The organism is Pseudomonas sp. LBUM1671 (assembly GCF_059695685.1).
In genome coordinates, this window is sequence record NZ_CP166782.1 from 3493894 (window position 1) to 3509590 (window position 15697).

Annotated in this window: 17 protein-coding genes; 9 read left to right on the plus strand and 8 right to left on the minus strand. The window is 60.4% G+C overall.

The features are described 5' to 3' along the window. Window position 1: 1 nt before the first annotated feature. Both ACA060_RS15955 and ACA060_RS15960 read left to right on the plus strand, forming a co-directional pair. Entirely contained in the window at window positions 2–1105 is a 1104-nt protein-coding gene (locus tag ACA060_RS15955) for an extracellular solute-binding protein (RefSeq protein ID WP_497311740.1), read from the plus strand. A 196-nt stretch (window positions 1106–1301) separates the two neighbouring features. Beyond that, window positions 1302–2429: a DmpA family aminopeptidase gene (locus ACA060_RS15960; RefSeq protein WP_497311741.1), complete on the plus strand. Its 1128-nt coding sequence runs from the start codon at window positions 1302–1304 to the stop codon at window positions 2427–2429. Window positions 2430–2480: 51 nt separating this feature from the next. Here the strand turns inward: ACA060_RS15960 and ACA060_RS15965 are convergent, their stop codons facing one another. Beyond that, a complete protein-coding gene (locus ACA060_RS15965) occupies window positions 2481–2933 on the minus strand; it encodes a cupin domain-containing protein (RefSeq protein ID WP_497311742.1) in 453 nt (150 codons plus the stop codon). Window positions 2934–3078: 145 nt separating this feature from the next. Then, window positions 3079–3528, minus strand: coding sequence for a winged helix-turn-helix transcriptional regulator (locus ACA060_RS15970; RefSeq protein WP_497311743.1), 450 nt, complete (start codon window positions 3526–3528; stop codon window positions 3079–3081). Between the two features lie 206 nt (window positions 3529–3734). On the opposite strand from ACA060_RS15970, the gene ACA060_RS15975 reads away from it, so the two are divergent. The 4 genes from ACA060_RS15975 (at window position 3735) to ACA060_RS15990 (ending at window position 6674) form a co-directional block, all read left to right on the plus strand. Next, window positions 3735–4517: an SDR family NAD(P)-dependent oxidoreductase gene (locus tag ACA060_RS15975; protein ID WP_109632214.1), complete on the plus strand. Its 783-nt coding sequence runs from the start codon at window positions 3735–3737 to the stop codon at window positions 4515–4517. Window positions 4518–4688: 171 nt separating this feature from the next. Then, on the plus strand, window positions 4689–5108 hold the full coding sequence (locus tag ACA060_RS15980; RefSeq protein ID WP_497311744.1) for an organic hydroperoxide resistance protein: 420 nt from the start codon (window positions 4689–4691) through the stop codon (window positions 5106–5108). Window positions 5109–5659: 551 nt separating this feature from the next. After that, window positions 5660–6112, plus strand: coding sequence for an Ohr family peroxiredoxin (locus ACA060_RS15985; RefSeq protein WP_497311745.1), 453 nt, complete (start codon window positions 5660–5662; stop codon window positions 6110–6112). A 109-nt stretch (window positions 6113–6221) separates the two neighbouring features. Beyond that, a complete protein-coding gene (locus ACA060_RS15990) occupies window positions 6222–6674 on the plus strand; it encodes an Ohr family peroxiredoxin (RefSeq protein WP_497311746.1) in 453 nt (150 codons plus the stop codon). On the opposite strand, the gene ACA060_RS15995 is transcribed toward ACA060_RS15990, so the two are convergent. Continuing rightward, the gene (locus tag ACA060_RS15995) at window positions 6664–6810 is read right to left on the minus strand and encodes a hypothetical protein (protein WP_497311747.1); all 147 of its coding nucleotides are present in this window, start codon (window positions 6808–6810) and stop codon (window positions 6664–6666) included. The two genes, ACA060_RS15990 and ACA060_RS15995, sit on opposite strands and share 11 nt — an antisense overlap. 33 nt (window positions 6811–6843) lie before the next feature. Here ACA060_RS15995 and msrA point away from each other — a divergent pair, with 33 nt between their 5' ends. After that, entirely contained in the window at window positions 6844–7350 is a 507-nt protein-coding gene (gene msrA / locus ACA060_RS16000; RefSeq protein ID WP_497311748.1) for a peptide-methionine (S)-S-oxide reductase MsrA, read from the plus strand. Between the two features lie 46 nt (window positions 7351–7396). On the opposite strand, the gene ACA060_RS16005 is transcribed toward msrA, so the two are convergent. Further along, entirely contained in the window at window positions 7397–8485 is a 1089-nt protein-coding gene (locus ACA060_RS16005) for a polyamine ABC transporter substrate-binding protein (protein WP_497311749.1), read from the minus strand. 38 nt (window positions 8486–8523) lie between these two features. Further along, window positions 8524–9825, minus strand: a complete 1302-nt coding sequence (locus tag ACA060_RS16010) for an NAD(P)/FAD-dependent oxidoreductase (protein WP_497311750.1) — start codon at window positions 9823–9825, stop codon at window positions 8524–8526. Window positions 9826–9973: 148 nt separating this feature from the next. Between ACA060_RS16010 and ACA060_RS16015 the strand changes: the two genes are divergently transcribed. After that, on the plus strand, window positions 9974–10858 hold the full coding sequence (locus tag ACA060_RS16015; RefSeq protein ID WP_497311751.1) for a LysR substrate-binding domain-containing protein: 885 nt from the start codon (window positions 9974–9976) through the stop codon (window positions 10856–10858). 130 nt (window positions 10859–10988) lie between these two features. Here ACA060_RS16015 and ptrR read toward each other — a convergent pair whose 3' ends face one another. Beyond that, on the minus strand, window positions 10989–11867 hold the full coding sequence (gene ptrR, locus ACA060_RS16020) for a putrescine utilization regulator PtrR (protein ID WP_497311752.1): 879 nt from the start codon (window positions 11865–11867) through the stop codon (window positions 10989–10991). A gap of 101 nt (window positions 11868–11968) precedes the next feature. On the opposite strand from ptrR, the gene ACA060_RS16025 reads away from it, so the two are divergent. After that, window positions 11969–13360 (plus strand): aldehyde dehydrogenase family protein, encoded by a 1392-nt coding sequence (locus ACA060_RS16025; protein WP_497311753.1) that lies wholly within the window; start codon window positions 11969–11971, stop codon window positions 13358–13360. 23 nt (window positions 13361–13383) lie between these two features. On the opposite strand, the gene ACA060_RS16030 is transcribed toward ACA060_RS16025, so the two are convergent. Beyond that, window positions 13384–14328: an aldo/keto reductase gene (locus tag ACA060_RS16030; protein ID WP_497311754.1), complete on the minus strand. Its 945-nt coding sequence runs from the start codon at window positions 14326–14328 to the stop codon at window positions 13384–13386. Beyond that, the gene (locus ACA060_RS16035) at window positions 14315–15601 is read right to left on the minus strand and encodes an NTP/NDP exchange transporter (protein WP_497311755.1); all 1287 of its coding nucleotides are present in this window, start codon (window positions 15599–15601) and stop codon (window positions 14315–14317) included. The genes ACA060_RS16030 and ACA060_RS16035 overlap by 14 nt, the downstream gene beginning before the upstream one ends. Window positions 15602–15697 lie beyond the last annotated feature (96 nt).

Here is a 15697-nt window from a genome sequence, read left to right on the forward strand (position 1 = left end):
CATGAGTCGTCGCCGTCAACAGATCAATCTTGGACTGAGCGCCTGTTTGTGCGTTTCGCTGTCGGCGGTGGCTGCCGAGGGGCCCACGGTTCATGTCTACAACTGGTATGACTACATCGGTCCCACCACCCTGCACGACTTCAAGCGCGACACCGGTATCGAGCCGGTCTACGACACCTTCGACAGCGCCGAAGTGCTGGAAGGCAAATTGCTGACCAGCCGCAGCGGATACGACGTGGTGGTGGCGAGCAACTTCAGCCTGCCGACCCTGATCAAGGCCGGCGCCCTGGCGCCACTGCCCCGCGCGCAGCTGCCGGACTTCAAGAACATGGACACCGAGCTGCTGGCAAAACTGGCCAACAACGACCCGGGCAACCTGTACGCCGTGCCATACCTGTGGGGCACCAACGGCATCGGCTACAACATCGACAAGGTTCGCGCCGCGCTGGGCGACAAGGCGCCGGTGGATTCCTGGGACCTGGTGTTCAACGAAGAGAACCTGGCCAAGCTCGGCCAGTGCGGCGTGGCGATGCTCGACTCGCCCTCGGAGATGTTGCCGGTCGCCCTGCACTACCTGGGCTTGCCACCCAACAGCACCAACCCCGAAGACTACAAAAAGGCCGAAGCGCTGTTGCTCAAGCTGCGTCCGCACATCGCCTACTTCAACTCCTCGAAGTTCATCAGCGACCTGGCCAACGGCAACATCTGCGTGGCGGTGGGCTGGTCCGGCGCGATGCTCGAAGCCAAGACCAATGCCGAGCAGGCCAGGAACGGCGTGAAGATTGCCTACAGCCTGCCGAAGGAAGGTGCGCCGGTCTGGTTCGATACGCTGGTGCTGCTCAAGGACGCACCGCATCCGGAGCAAGGCCTGGCCTTCATCGACTACCTGATGCGCCCCGAAGTCATAGCCCCGGTCAGCGATCACCTGTCGTACCCCAACGGCAACCGCAGCGCGACACCGCTGGTGGCCGAAGCGACCCGCAACAACCCGGCGGTTTATCCGTCGGCTGAAGCGCTGGCCACGTTGTTCACCTTGCAGCCGTTGCCGCCGGCCACCGAGCGAGTGCGCACGCGGATCTGGAGCAAAGTAAAAAACGGTCAGTAATCCCATTGAGACCTGTAGCAGCTGGCGGAGCCTGCGTTCGGCTGCGCAGCAGTCGTGTCTTCAGAACACTCGGTCTGTCAGGTGGACAGAGCAAGCCGGTTCTACGACTGCTTCGCAGCCGAACGCAGGCTTCGCCAGCTGCTACAGGGATCGCATCAGCCGCGCATTTTTGAATAAATTGAAGATGAGAGAAACGATGAAACCACGTGCCCGCGATTTGAATATCCAGTTCGGCCAACTGCAACCCGGCCCCCTCAACGCCATCACCGATGTGCCCGGCGTGCGCGTCGGCCACAGCGATGTGCGCGGCCGCACTGCCAGTGGCCGCGACATTCACACCGGCGTAACCCTGATCGAACCGCGTGCCGGGTCCACCAATCAGCAACCGTGTTTTGCCGGCGTCCATGTGCTCAACGGCAACGGCGACGCCACGGGGCTTGAGTGGATTCGTGAAGCCGGCCTGCTGACCAGCCCGATCGCCTTCACCAACACCCACAGCCTGGGCGTGGTGCGGGATGCGCTGATTGCTTTGGATCGCGAGGCTCAGCCCGATGACGGGCGACTTTACTGGAACATGCCGGTGGTGCTGGAGACCTTCGACGGCCTGCTCAGCGACATCAACGGTTTTCATGTGAAGCCCGAGCATGTGGCCGAGGCCCAGCGAAATGCCGTCGGCGGACCAGTGACTGAAGGCGCGGTAGGCGGCGGCAGCGGGATGATCTGTCACGAATTCAAGGGGGGCATTGGTACGTCCTCGCGCCAATTGAGCAAGGCTCAAGGCGGCTGGACCGTCGGCGCCATCGTCCAGGCCAACCATGGCATTCGCAATGAGTTGCGCGTCGATGGTTATCCGGTCGGGCGTTATATGGAACAGGCAGACTCACCGTTCCTCAGGGCATCGCTGCCCTATCCGGGCATGGGCTCGATCGTCGTGTGCCTGGCCACCGATGCACCGCTGCTGCCGCATCAATGCACGCGCCTCGCACAACGCGCCAGCCTCGGGCTCGCCCGTACCGGCGGCGGCAACGAAGACCACAGCGGCGACATTTTCATCGCTTTCGCCACGGGCAACCAACACGTGCCACCGGCCGCTTATGAAGGCAAAGGTGCGTCCACTTGCGACAACCTGAGCATGGTCAACAACGACCACATCAGCGAGTTGTTTTTGGCCGCGACGGAAGCAGTGGAGGAAGCGATCATCAACGCCGTGCTGGCCGCTGAAACAACTGAAGGTAACGGCCACACGGTGCCGGGTCTGGACGCAAAAACACTGCTCAAGGCCTTGCGTCAGGCCGGTTGGCCGGGGGAAACAGGCGGGATCTGAAGACTCGGTTTAAGTGAAGCCGCCCGATGCCGTGCATCGGGCGGCTATCGCTTAGTCTTTAAGGATCAGCAGCGGTGTGTCTTTTTTCACGAGGTAGGTCGCCAGCTCCGAGGCCTTACCGTCACCGATGTTCTTCGCAACATGCACGGTGCCTGCGGGGATGTACAAGGAGTCGCCGGCTTTGAGCGTCACTGGCGCCCGTCCTTCTAGTTGATACTCAAACGTGCCCGAGATCACGTAGGCGACTTCCACGCCAGGATGCGAATGCTTGGGGGATACAACGCCCGGGTCGAAATCGACCCGCACCTGAATCACCTCACCCTTGGAAATGTCGAGGTCCTGGCGCACCAGGTCCGTACGGTGAAGGCCTGTCTGCCAGCTTTTTGCCGGAGCGGCTTGCGCGGGCGCTTTTGCTTCTTCAGCCGCGAACGCGTTGAGTGATACAGCGGCAGCCAGGGCGATGCCAAGCAGGCCTGCGGTGTGACGGGATGTGATACGGGACATCGCAATTCTCCAATGAATGCCGCGGTTGCGGTGGCTTCATTACGAGGTCGCGGTGTATCGCGCAAGTGTCGAGAACAGCATGGTTTTGTATGCCCAGGTAACGACTGGCGCCGGGGATACGTTCGGATACAACCGCGGACGCACGTCAGTGCGGTACGCCGAACTTGGTCACGATGTCTTCTGGCTTGAGTGCTCGTCCGTCCGTTGAAACCAGCTGCAGTTTCTGGATTGGCTGACGATCCTTTGCGTCGACCATGACGGATCCCGCTTCGCCGGGCTCGTACAAAAACTCGTTACCCCACTGGGACAGGGCAATCAGGACAGTCTGCAAGGCCCTGCCCTTTTCGGTCAGCACATACTCCTTGTAAATGCTCCCGTCAGTCGCCGGTTCCATGCGCATTACACCCTCTGCCACCAGGCCTTTGAGGCGGGCACTCAGAATGTTCTTCGCGACATTCAGGCTTTTCTGAAAGTCACTGAAGCGTCGCGTGCCAGACAGCGCATCACGAATGATCAACAAGGACCACCAGTCGCCAATCAGATCCAGGGACCGAGCGACCGGACAGGGACTGCCCTGCAAGCTTTTGCGCTTCACGTAAACGAACCTCCGACAAAAAGGTGCCAACGCTGACGCAAATCAGTCAGATGGCAGGTGGTTGCATAATACAACCTACGCTGGTAAAAATCACTTCCATCGGTTTCATTATGAAACCGACAACCCGATTTCGAGCGATACCCTGTGTCAGACGCACAGTGATTTCGCCCTCAATGGTTGCATGATAAAACCGTAGGAGATTCCCAATGAAACTGGCTGGAAAAACTGCATTCATCACCGGCGGCAACAGTGGCCTCGGCCTGGCCACCGCCAAACTGTTCATCGCTGAAGGCGCAAAAGTGGCGATCACCGGTCGCAGTCAAAAAACCCTGGATGAAGCCCGGGAAGCGCTGGGTCCAAACCTGTTGGCGATCAAGGCGGACCTGACCGATGTTAAAGAGATCGAGCGCGCCGTAGCAGAAGCCGTCGCGGTATTTGGCAAGCTCGACATTGTGTTCGCCAACGCTGGAATTGCCGGGCAGACCCCGGTTGGCGGCACCACATTTGAAACGTTCCAGAACATCATCCAGACCAACCTCACCGGCACGTTTTTTACCGTGCAGGCAGCCGAACCGCACCTCAACCCAGGTGCCTCGATCATTTTGAACGGCTCGGTTCACGCCGTGATGGGATGGCCTGGTTACAGCGCGTATGCAGCGAGCAAGGGCGCCGTTCGTTCCATGACCCGTGTGATGGCCGCAGAGTTTGCCCCGCGTGGCATTCGCGTCAACCAGATTACCCCCGGTGCGGCGCGCACACCGGTATGGAACCCGCACACGGTGAAAGTGGGAATGGATGCGCTGGAGGAAAAACTGAACACTACGATCCCGCTCGGTCGCATAGGCGAAGCTGACGAAGTGGCCACCGTCGCTTTGTTCCTCGCCTCCAGCGACTCTTCGAATGTCGTAGGCGCCGAGATTGTCGTCGATGGCGGTGCAACCAGTTCGCCTCTTGGCGCACCGGCTCACCGAAAAAACTGGCAGGCGTAACGGGTTTGTATCGGTGTGTATTTTCGCTGGCGATCTTACACAGCGATACACAACCACCTGATCAGGACATATAGGCACTACATAAAAGTGAAAAAGTGGGGACCTCACCCGTTCGCCCCTTAAACCGGCGACATACCGGGTGATGCCCCCAACACTTAGCAGGAACCCGTCATGATCAATGAAATCGACACCGTGCTGTATACCGGCAAGACCCACACCACCGGCGGCCGCGACGGCGAATCGAAGAGTTCGGATGGACGTCTGGACGTCAAGCTTTCCCCACCCGGCTCTTCCGGAGCTGGCACCAACCCCGAGCAACTGCTGGGTGCGGGCTGGTCGGCCTGCTTCATCGGCGCGATCGGTAAAGCGGCTGCCGCGCTGAAAGTGACCTTGCCGAGCGGCGTCGCGGTTGATGCTGAAGTGGATCTGGGCAAGACCGACAATGCCTTCTTCCTGCAGGCGCGCCTCAATGTCAGCCTTCCGGGCCTCGACCCGGTTGTCGCACGGACGCTAGTGGATGCCGCGCACCAGACCTGCCCGTACTCCAAAGCGACCCGTGGCAACATCGACGTCGAGATCAATCTGGTTTAAACCGGGCACCGCGTTCGGCCTGTCTTCCCCGGCAGGCTGTACCGGCTTGTTCCCTATAGCATTTATCCATCCTGCCGCCCTTGCCCAAGGACGAAATCGGTCTAAAAAGTCCGGTTTGCGTTTCGCAGGCTTTGCTATTCTGAATTCTGTAGGTGAAGACGCAGACTGATGCGCAAGAGGATAGCGAGGAAGCGTAGGGCGCGCTCCTAAGGGTACACGGTTAGAAAGACGCTCCGAGGTGAGGTCCAGCCCTTATGCCGTGTGAAGCAGGACAGCACAAAACTGTTCTGTCAGAAGCCTGATAAACCTTGTAAGCCAGAGACCAGCGCTGGCCACCTACTCGATTCCGAAGCCCGCCCTGTGCGGGCTTTTTCGTTGTGTGCAGAAACCGGGAGCCACTGCCACCTCCCCCCACTCCGACCGCTCGTCGCCAAGCACGCCTTTACCCTCTTGACTTCGATTGGCGACTGCGCGAGTATTATTTCCATCGCATACGATACAAGCGTATACGTCATACAAGCCAACCCAATGCACCTTTGAGGATTCATCCCATGAGCAAGATCGAAAAAGTCCTGGCCTCCGGCAAAACCCACACCACCATGAGCAGCACCGGCACCACTTCGCGTGGCCATAACGGCACCCTCGACATCGTGCTGACGTCGCCTGGCAGCGACAAACCCGTTCATGAATTCAAAGGCACCCAACCGCACCCGAAAGCCGAGCAACTGTTTGCCGGTGCCTGGTCGGCCTGCTACATCGCCGCCGTCGGTCTTGCCGCCAAGCAGCGCAACGTTGAGCTTCCATCCGATGTGTCCGTCGATATCGAAGTCGACCTCGGCCAGACCGGCGACGCGTACTTCCTTCAAGCACGCCTGACACTGCGCGCTCCAGGTCTGGATCAAGCTGTGGCGACTGAAATCGCCCACGCCGCCGACCAGATCTGCCCGTACTCCAAGGCAACCCGGGGCAACATCGACGTGGCCCTGAACGTTCTCACGGCCTGAAACACCGGGAAGTTTTGACATCAATCGGCATTTTAGAAACATTACACTTATCGCATGCGATGTAAGCGCATACGAATAACAACCCTATTAAACATTCAGGTAACCACCCATGAGCAAGATCGAAAAAGTACTGGCCACCGGCAAAACCCACACCACCGCCAGCAGCACCGGCAACACCTCGCGCGGCCATAACGGCAGCCTCGACATCGCCATCTCGTCGCCCGGCAGCGCCCATCCCGCGCATGTGTTCGCCGCCACCCAGCCGCACCCCGCCGCCGAGCAATTGTTCGCCGGTGCATGGTCGGCCTGCTACACCGCCGCTGTCGGCCTGGTGGCCAATGACCTGAACGTGGTGCTGCCGGCGGACATGTCCGTCGACATCGAAGTCGATGTCGGTCAGACCGGTGCCGAGTACTTCCTTCAAGCTCGCTTGACCCTGCGCGTGCCCGGCCTGCCGGATGATGTTGCAAAAACCCTGGCGCACACCGCTGACCAGATCTGCCCATACTCGAAGGCGACCCGTGGCAACATCGACGTAGACTTGAACGTCCTTACGGCGTGATGCACCGCACGGCGGGTTCGACGTTGCCCGGCACGTCGACCCGTCGGAAGACAGAAACAAGGTGCTCGGGCGCGACCTGTCTGATGCAGAATGAGTTCATGCCGCTGCCGATCTCGACCGAGACCTTGCGCAACACCTGATCAAATCATTCAACACTGAGGAGTAAGCGATGACCACGCACACTGAAACCGCAATCCTGGCCGGTGGCTGCTTCTGGGGCATGCAGGACCTGATAAGGAAGCAAAAAGGCGTGCTGTCGACGCGAGTCGGTTACTCCGGCGGCGATGTGCCGAATGCGACTTACCGCAACCATGGCACCCACGCCGAAGCGATCGAGGTCGTGTTTGATCCGGCCATCACCAGCTACCGGCAGATCCTTGAGTTTTTCTTCCAGATCCATGACCCATCGACTGCCAATCGTCAGGGTAACGACATTGGCCTCAGCTACCGCTCGGCGATTTTTTATTTGAACGAAGAGCAACGAGCAGTGGCCGAAGACACCGCGGCCGATGTCGATGCTTCCAAACTCTGGCCCGGCCGGGTCGTGACTGAAATCGTTCCCGCCGGGCCGTTCTGGGAGGCAGAACCGGAGCATCAGGACTACCTCGAACGACTGCCGACCGGTTACACCTGCCACTTCATTCGGCCGAACTGGAAGCTGCCGAAACGAGCGTGATGCTCTGAGGCCTGGGTTCCGTCAATGGAACCCAGGCACCTTTGCGTCAGGTATTGGTTTTCAACTTGGTCCACAGCCGTGTGCTCAGCCGTGCGATTGCGGCGGGCAGATCCTCTACCGTAAACAATTTATCCATCACGGTTTTCGGCGGGTAAATCGCCAGGTCCTGTTTCACCGCCGGATTGACCAGCGTGTCCGCCGCCAGGTTCGGGTTGGCGTAGTGGATGCTGTTGCTGATGTTGGCGATGACGTCAGGCTTCAACAGGTAATTCATGTAGGCGTAGCCGTTCTTCTCGTGGGGCGCGCTCTTGGGCATGACCACCATGTCGAGCCACAGGGTCGAGCCCTCGTCCGGGATCGAATAAGCGATCTCGATGCCGTTGTTCGCTTCCTTGGCACTGGCCGCCGCTTGCACCACGTCTCCGTTAAAGCCGATCACGGCGCAGACATTGCCATTGGCCAGGTCGCTGACGTACTTGGACGCGTGGAAATACTGAACGTACGGCCGAATCTTGAGCAACGCCTGCTCGGCTTTCTTGTAGTCCGCCGGCTCGTGGCTATGGGGCGGTAATCCGAGGTAGTTGAGGGTGATCGGCAGAATCTGCGTCGGGTTATCGATGATCGCCACGCCGCATTCGCTCAGCTTCTTGATGTTGTTCTCATCAAAAATCAGGCTCCAGGAATGGGTGACGTCGGTGGTGCCGAAAATCGCGTTGATTTTCTCGACGTTGTAGCCAATACCCGCGGTGCCCCACATGTAGGGATAGCCGTACTGGTTGCCCGGGTCGTTGACCTCGAGCTTTTTCATCAGCGCCGGATCGAGGTTTTTCCAGTTCGGCAGCTGGCTCTTGTCCAGTTTCTGAATCGCGCCGGCCTTGATCAATCGCGACAGGAAATGGTTCGACGGGCTGACCACGTCATAACCGGTATTGCCGGTCATCAGTTTTGATTCCAGGACTTCGTTGCTGTCGTGGATGTCGTACGTCGCCTTGATCCCGGTTTCCTGGGTGAAGGTGTTCAAGGTGTCGTCGGCGATGTAGCCGTTCCAGTTGGAAATGTTGACGTCTTCGGCCGCCTGAGTGGCTGCCGAAAATGCCGTGAGCGCTAGCATCAGGGAAAGAGTATTGACCTGCATGTTGAATCACCTTTTTGTTCTTTTGTGATAACCGGATTCTAGATTTCTGTCCTGGCCCGGACCGCTTCGACGCGCATCCGAAACAGGGCGCCGATGTCGAGCAAGGGTCGCGGCGGGAGCCAGCCGGGCCGCGCTCTGTCCATCACAGAGTCGAGCAACGGCGAGCCAACACCCGATGCAAACTCGGCGAGCAGTCGGCCCCAAAGCGTGCCGCGCGCCAAGCCCGAGCCGTTGCAGCCGGCCACGGCAAACACGCCCTCTTCCACCCTGGAGAAAAACGGCTGCCCGGACCGTGAGGCGCTCAGGTGTCCGGTCCAGGTGTGCTGGATATCCTGCTCGGTCAGCCATGGGAAACGCCGCTGCAAACCCTGCACATGGTGCTGGCGACGGATCGCCAGTTCACGGCCGGACAAATCCCGCGAACGGTACTCCGCTGTGTTGCGGATCATCACCCGGCGATCTGGTGTCAGCCGTACCGTGGCGCCAAGCGGACGGGTAGAGAGCACGCCCCAGGGCTCGATGCTGCCGATGTTGCGAAACTCTTCGTCACTCAATGGCCGCGTGAGGCTGGCGCTGAGTTCCATGGCAAAGGTGCCGCTGTCCTGGATGCCCGCGCGCGGCACGAAGGCGTTGAGGCAGATCAGCACCTGCCTGGCCTCGATGCTGCCATCGATGCCGTTGGCCCGCACTCGTCCTTTACCCAACCGTTCGAGGCCGGTGATGTCGGTGTTTTCGTAGACCGTTACGGTCTCCGGCAGCGCCTCCAGCAAACCCTTGACGTACTTCGCCGGTTGCAGCAATGCGTTGCCTTTGCCGCACCAGATCGCGGCGCGGTAATGCCGGGTGCCGAGTTTTTGATTCAGTTGCTCGCCTTCGAGAAACTCCGCGCAGGCGCCGAGTGCCCGCAAGGTTTGTAGCTTGGCGTCAATGTGGGTCAGCTTGCCGGGATCGCTGACGGCAAAGAAATAGCCCGAGTCCCGGAAGTCGCACTCGATACCGTGTCGGTCAATCACCTTGCGCACTTCCGCACTGGCGGCACGGGAAATCGTCGTGTCGACTTCAAACCCGGCGAAGCCTGGGTTGCCGATCAATTCATCATGGGTGGGGTGTTCGTGGGCTACCACAAATCCGGAGTTACGCGCCGAAGCGCCCTGCGCCGCTCGCTGTCGGTCGACCACCACGATGCGTGCCTGCGGGTGCAATTGCGCCAAGGCATGGGCGGCACTCAGGCCGGTGATGCCGGCGCCGATGATCAGCCAATCGGCTTTTTGCGCACCGATCAGACGATCCCGTGCCGGAGCACTTCCTGCTTGCGCGATCCAGCCACATTCATTATTCATGCGTCACCTGCCTAGACTGTCGTTCTGCTAACCGGCACATGCAGTGATTGCATAGGCAATATGTGATGGCGGCTGCTAGCGCTAGAATCTATTAGGTCTTCGGTGCTACAACCAACGTTATAAATTCATTGAGCCATTCATAAAACGCATGGATAAGATTCGTCACGTCCCTTCCCTTCAAGCCATGCAGGCATTGGTGGAAGTCGCCGATTCGGGCAGCTTCACCCAAGCGGCGAGTAAACTTTGCCTGACCCAAAGTGCCGTTAGCCGGCAAATACAGCAGCTGGAAAGTCACTTCGGTGTGCCGATGTTCGTCAGGAGCAGCCGCAGCATTCGCCTGACCCCGGAAGGCGAACAAGTGTTGGCCAGCGCGCGCAATATTCTCGAGCAACTGAAAACCCTCGAAGATCGGCTGTCACCGCAGAAACGCCCGTTCCGCATCCGCATGCATGTGTCGCTGGCGGTGCGCTGGTTGCTGCCGAAACTGAGCGATTTCTACCGCTGTCACCCGGACATTTCCCTATCGATCGAAACCGTGGCAACCGAGATCGTCGAGCCGTCCAGCGACAGCGACGCCTACATCCTCTACTTACCCGAACCGTCCAGCGATCCCGTGTGCCTGACGCTGTTCGAGGAAGCGCTGGTGCCGGTGTGCGCGCCTGGCCTGACCAGCGCAACCCGGCCGCTGGCGTCGGTGGAGGACCTGCTGCGTTTCCCGCTGCTGCATCGTTCGGCCGATCAACAAGCGTGGATCGAATGGCTGGCGGCCAATGACGGCAAGCCGCTGCAGGACTATCGACACATTCCCTTCAACCTCGACGAGTTGGCGCTTGATGCTGCAGCGCGTGGGCTGGGGGTGGCGGTGACCGATCTGACCCTGGCGCAGGAATCGATTGATCGCGGGGTGCTGGTCGTTCCGTTCGGCAGCCCGTTGAAGACCCGCGGCGTCTATTCGCTTTGCCTGCAACCTTCGGCGGCGACTCATCCGGCGTGCGCGCAGGTCATGCAATGGTTCGCTGCTCAGGCTGAATGATGCAGGTATGGATACCTATGTGGGAGCCAGCCTGCTGGCGATGAGGGTGTGTCAGTCAAAGAATTCATGGCTGTCAGACCGCTATCGCGAGCAGGCTCACTCCCACAGGGTTTTGTGTTTATTCAGGGATTCAGGTTTCTGGTTGTACTACACCGCGCTCTTCCAGCAGGCGCACAAACATGGTCAGGCTCTGGGACACCGTCCCTCTGCGCCACACCAGCCAGGTGCACAAAAACCGGAAGGATGGCGACAACGGCCAGACACTCACCGTGGTGCAGCCCGGCATGCTTTCGAGCATGCTGCGCGGCATCAGCGCCAGGCCGGCACCGGCGCTGACGCAGGCCAGCATGCCGTGGTAGGACTCCATTTCGAAGATTTTGCCCGGCACCGCCGCGTCCTTGCTGAACCAGCTTTCGAAGTGGTGTCGGTAGGAGCAATTGGAGCGGAAGGCATAGATGTTTTCGCCGTTGACCTCCCGCGCGCGGTGGATCGGGGCATGGTGGAGCGGCGCGATCAGCACCATTTCTTCCTCGAACGCCGGCACGCCTTCCAGTGCCGGGTGCAGCACCGGGCCGTCGACAAACGCCGCGGCCAGTCGGCCCGACAACACGCCGTCGATCATGGTCCCGGACGGTCCGGTGGACAGGTCCAGTTCGACCTTGGCGTGCTTCTGGTTATAGGCCGCCAACAGCTCGGGGATGCGCACCGCCGCCGTGCTTTCCAGCGACCCCAGCGCGAAGGTGCCCTGGGGTTCTTCACCGGCCACCGTCGCCCGGGCTTCCTGGACCAGGTCGAGAATTCGCCGGGCGTAATCGAGAAAACTCCAGCCGGCCGGCGACAGGCGCAGGCGGCTTTTCTCGCGAATAAACAGGTCCACGCCCAGGTCCTGCTCCAGTTGTTTGATCCGCGTCGTCAGGTTCGACGGCACCCGATGGATGTGCTGGGCGGCCACGCTGATGCTGCCGTGCTCGGCCACTGCCTTGAAAATTTCCAGCTGAACCAGATCCACAGTCATTCTCCAAACGTGAACGATATGCTCAGCATTATTCAGTTTCCAGAAACCAAACGCCACTTTAACCTGAACGCATTCCCACCTAGCAGGACGGTGCCATGACCAACGTTTCCAGCCTCACTCACGCCATTTCGATCAACCCCGCCACTGGCGAGCAGATCGGCCACTACCCATTTGAATCCGATTCGGCGCTGCAGGCTGCGTTGTCCCGTGCCGCTGCCGGGTTCCGTGTCTGGCGCAGCACCTCGGTTGCGCAACGCTCGCAACGGTTGATCACCCTGGCCGGGGTTTTGCGCGACAACGCGGCAGCGATGGCGAACATGATCACCCTGGAGATGGGCAAGCCAATCACCCAGGCGCGCGGTGAAATCGAAAAGTGTGCGCAGCTCTGCGAATGGTACGCCGAACACGGCCCGGCCATGCTCAGCGCCGAACCGACGCTGGTTGAAGGTGGCAAAGCACGCATTGAATATCGTCCGCTCGGCCCGATTCTCGCGGTGATGCCGTGGAATTTCCCAATCTGGCAGGTCCTGCGTGGCGCCGTTCCCGCGCTGATCGCCGGCAACACCTACGTGCTCAAACATGCGCCCAACGTGATGGGCAGCGCTTACCTGCTGCTGGAAGCCTTCAAGCAAGCCGAGTTCCCTGAAGGTGTGTTCGAGGTCATCAACGTCACGCCGGAGGGCGTTTCCACAGCCATCGCTGATCCACGCATCGCCGCAGTGACTCTCACCGGCAGCGTGCGCGCCGGCATTGCCATCGGCGCACAGGCCGGTGCGGCGTTGAAGAAATGCGTACTGGAACTGGGTGGTTCGGATCCGTTCATCGTGCTCAACGATGCCGACTTGGACGAAGCAGTCAAAGCCGCCGTGATTGGCCGTTATCAAAACACCGGGCAAGTCTGTGCAGCCGCGAAACGCTTGATTGTCGAGCAAGGCATCGTCGAAGCATTCACGCGCAAGTTCGTCGAAGCCACACGCAAACTGGTGGTCGGCGACCCACTGGCCGCCGACACTTACGTTGGCCCGATGGCGCGCTTTGATCTGCGGGACGAACTGGATCAACAGGTGCGCGACACCCTGGAAGAAGGCGCGACGTTGTTGCTGGGCGGCAAGAAGGCAGAAGGTTCGGGCAACTTCTACGAGCCCACCGTTTTCGGTGATGTCACCGACCAGATGACTTCGTTCAAGCAGGAACTGTTTGGCCCAGTGGCTTCCATCATCACCGCACGTGACGCAGCCCATGCGCTGGAACTGGCCAATGACAGCGAATTCGGCCTCGCCGCGACGATCTACACCGGCAACGTCGAACGTGCCCAGCAGATGGCCGGCGAACTGGAAACCGGTGGCGTGTTCATCAACGGCTACTGCGCCAGCGACCCGCGCGTCACCTTTGGCGGCGTGAAGAAAAGCGGGTTTGGCCGCGAGCTGTCGCACTTCGGCGTACGTGAGTTCTGCAATGCGCAGACGGTGTGGCTGGACCGCCGCTGATCGTCTTCAGCGATAACTTACGCCTAACCGACGATATCGATCAATTGCTCGCGCTGCGCACCGGTCAGCATCGGCCCGAAACCGGCGCCGGCGTTGTCCGCCATGTAGCGCGGATTGCCGGTGCCGGGAATCACGCAGGTCACCGCGGAATGCGACAGCAGGAACTTCAGCGCCATCTGCGCCCAACTGTTGACCCTCACGTCCGCCGCCCAGCGTGGTAACGGTTTTTCCTTCAGGCGGGTGAGCAGGTTGCCGCCGCCGAACGGTCGATTACAGATCACCGCCACGCCGCGTTCGCGACACAGCGGCAGGATGCGTTTCTCGACGCCACGGTCATCCAGCGCATAGTTGATCTGTAAGAAATCCAGCGGCTCGGCCTTGAGCACTGCTTCCACTTCGTCATACGCCGAGGCTGTGTAATGGGTGATGCCGATGTAGCGAATGCGCCCTTCTTCCTTCCATTTGCGCAAGGTCGGCAAATGGGTTTGCCAGTCCAGCAGGTTGTGGATCTGCATCAGATCGATGCGATCGGTTTGCAGCAGTTTGAAGGACTGTTCCATCTGCGCGATGCCTTCTTCGCGGCCCCGGGTCCAGACCTTCGTGGCGAGGAAGGCCGGCGAGCGCGGCTCGTGAATCGACAGCAACTCACCAGTCGTCGCTTCTGCCCGGCCGTACATCGGCGAGCTGTCGATCACCGTCCCGCCCTTCTCGAACAATGCACGCAGCACGGCGGGCAGTTGCTTATAGGCCGGGCTCGACGGCGCGACATCAAAACCGCGATAGGTGCCCAACCCGACGATGGGCAATGGCTCGGAGCTGGAAGGAATGGCGCGGGTCAGCATGTTCTTGCCTCCTGTTTCCTTCGACGGCGCGGTTGCAGCAAAGGCCGGACCGAAGGTAAAAACCGCCGAAGCCCCGGCAGCCAGCGTGAGTATTTGGCGACGCGTGTATCCATCAGTGTGGCTCATGGAATGGCCCTTCCACCTTTTTGCTATCAGCCCGTTGTTCCTGGTGCCTGGCCAGCCACAGGCATAACCAGCCCCACAGCCCGGCAAACGGCACGATCACCAACGCTATCAGGCCAAAACCGGCGCCCAGTGCCGTCAAACCCACCGATAACCAGCCGCTGGCGGCGTCTCCACCGCGGTACACCAGGGTTTCGATCACATTCTTGGCCTTGTACTTTTCCTCGCGGCTCACCACGGTCCACAACACCTCCCGAGCCGGGCGCACGATGGCGAACTCGACGGCGCGGCGCAGCCCCTGCGCCAATGCAACCGTGGCAGGCACGGGCGCCAGGGCCATGGCGGTGAACGCCACGATCGTCGCCAAGGGCAACGCCACCAGCGCCCCGCCGACACCGACCAAACGTATCAACGGCGCCGTCAGCAGCAGCTGAAAGATCAAGGTCAACGCCGACACGATCAAATCGACCACGGCGAAGAATTGCGTGCGGCTGGCCACATCAGCATAGCTACCCGCCACAATCCGTCCCTGTTCGAAATACAACAAGGTCGCGGCGCTGGTGTGAAGCAGCATGAACAACACCAGCCCCAGCAGATAGGGCGAGCGCACAATCAGGGTGATCCCGGCCAGCATGCTGCCGCCCATGCGCCGATCATCCAGCAAGCGGCTGCCAGACTGCGATTGGGTTCGGGACAGCAGCGCCCGATAGCAGCGCACCGCGATTTCCAGCAGCACCGCCGCCGCGACGGTCAACGCCACCGGGCCCAGGCGTGTGGCCATGGTCGCGGCCAGCAACGGCCCGATGAATGTGCCCAAGGTCCCACCCGCCGCGATGAACCCGAACAGCCGTCGTCCTTGCTCACTGGAAAACCGGTCGACCAGCACGCTCCAGAAAATGCTGACGATGAACAGGTTGTAGATGCTGATCCAGACGAAAAACACCCGCCCGACGGCCACCGGCGCGACGTGATTGGCGATCAACACGCCAAACACCAGCATCGACGCGGCGATCACACGATAGATCAACGGCACGAACCGCGTGGCCGGCAGCCGTGAAGCCAATGCGCCAAACACCGGCACCATCAACAGCATCACCACGAAGGTCGCCGTGAACAGCCACTGCAATTTGTCGGCACCGCCCTCAAGGCCCAAGGCATCGCGCAGCGGCCGCACCAGGTAATAACTGGCCAGCACGCAGAAATGGAACGCGAACCCCAGCATCAGGGCGGTTCTTTCGTCGGGTTGCGCGTTGAGCCACTGTGCAGCGATGGGCATGGGCGCCCTCCTCTGTAGCCGGGCTCGGTGTGCCCCGCTAGCGATGAACTAAACTCTGGCTCCAATCCCGTGGATTGGGTTCCTCAGCCCAGAGCC

Bases quoted from the DNA above. Each gene is read 5' to 3' on its own strand.
- msrA (WP_497311748.1), top strand. From the start codon at position 6,844: ATGACCACGCACACTGAAACCGCAATCCTGGCCGGTGGCTGCTTCTGG.
- ACA060_RS15975 (WP_109632214.1), top strand. From the start codon at position 3,735: ATGAAACTGGCTGGAAAAACTGCATTCATCACCGGCGGCAACAGTGGC.
- ACA060_RS15985 (WP_497311745.1), top strand. From the start codon at position 5,660: ATGAGCAAGATCGAAAAAGTCCTGGCCTCCGGCAAAACCCACACCACC.
- ACA060_RS15960 (WP_497311741.1), top strand. From the start codon at position 1,302: ATGAAACCACGTGCCCGCGATTTGAATATCCAGTTCGGCCAACTGCAA.
- ACA060_RS16035 (WP_497311755.1), bottom strand. From the start codon at position 15,601: ATGCCCATCGCTGCACAGTGGCTCAACGCGCAACCCGACGAAAGAACC.
- ACA060_RS15980 (WP_497311744.1), top strand. From the start codon at position 4,689: ATGATCAATGAAATCGACACCGTGCTGTATACCGGCAAGACCCACACC.
- ACA060_RS15955 (WP_497311740.1), top strand. From the start codon at position 2: ATGAGTCGTCGCCGTCAACAGATCAATCTTGGACTGAGCGCCTGTTTG.
- ACA060_RS15990 (WP_497311746.1), top strand. From the start codon at position 6,222: ATGAGCAAGATCGAAAAAGTACTGGCCACCGGCAAAACCCACACCACC.
- ACA060_RS16005 (WP_497311749.1), bottom strand. From the start codon at position 8,485: ATGCAGGTCAATACTCTTTCCCTGATGCTAGCGCTCACGGCATTTTCG.
- ACA060_RS16010 (WP_497311750.1), bottom strand. From the start codon at position 9,825: ATGAATAATGAATGTGGCTGGATCGCGCAAGCAGGAAGTGCTCCGGCA.
- ACA060_RS16030 (WP_497311754.1), bottom strand. From the start codon at position 14,328: ATGAGCCACACTGATGGATACACGCGTCGCCAAATACTCACGCTGGCT.
- ACA060_RS16015 (WP_497311751.1), top strand. From the start codon at position 9,974: ATGGATAAGATTCGTCACGTCCCTTCCCTTCAAGCCATGCAGGCATTG.
- ACA060_RS15965 (WP_497311742.1), bottom strand. From the start codon at position 2,933: ATGTCCCGTATCACATCCCGTCACACCGCAGGCCTGCTTGGCATCGCC.
- ACA060_RS16025 (WP_497311753.1), top strand. From the start codon at position 11,969: ATGACCAACGTTTCCAGCCTCACTCACGCCATTTCGATCAACCCCGCC.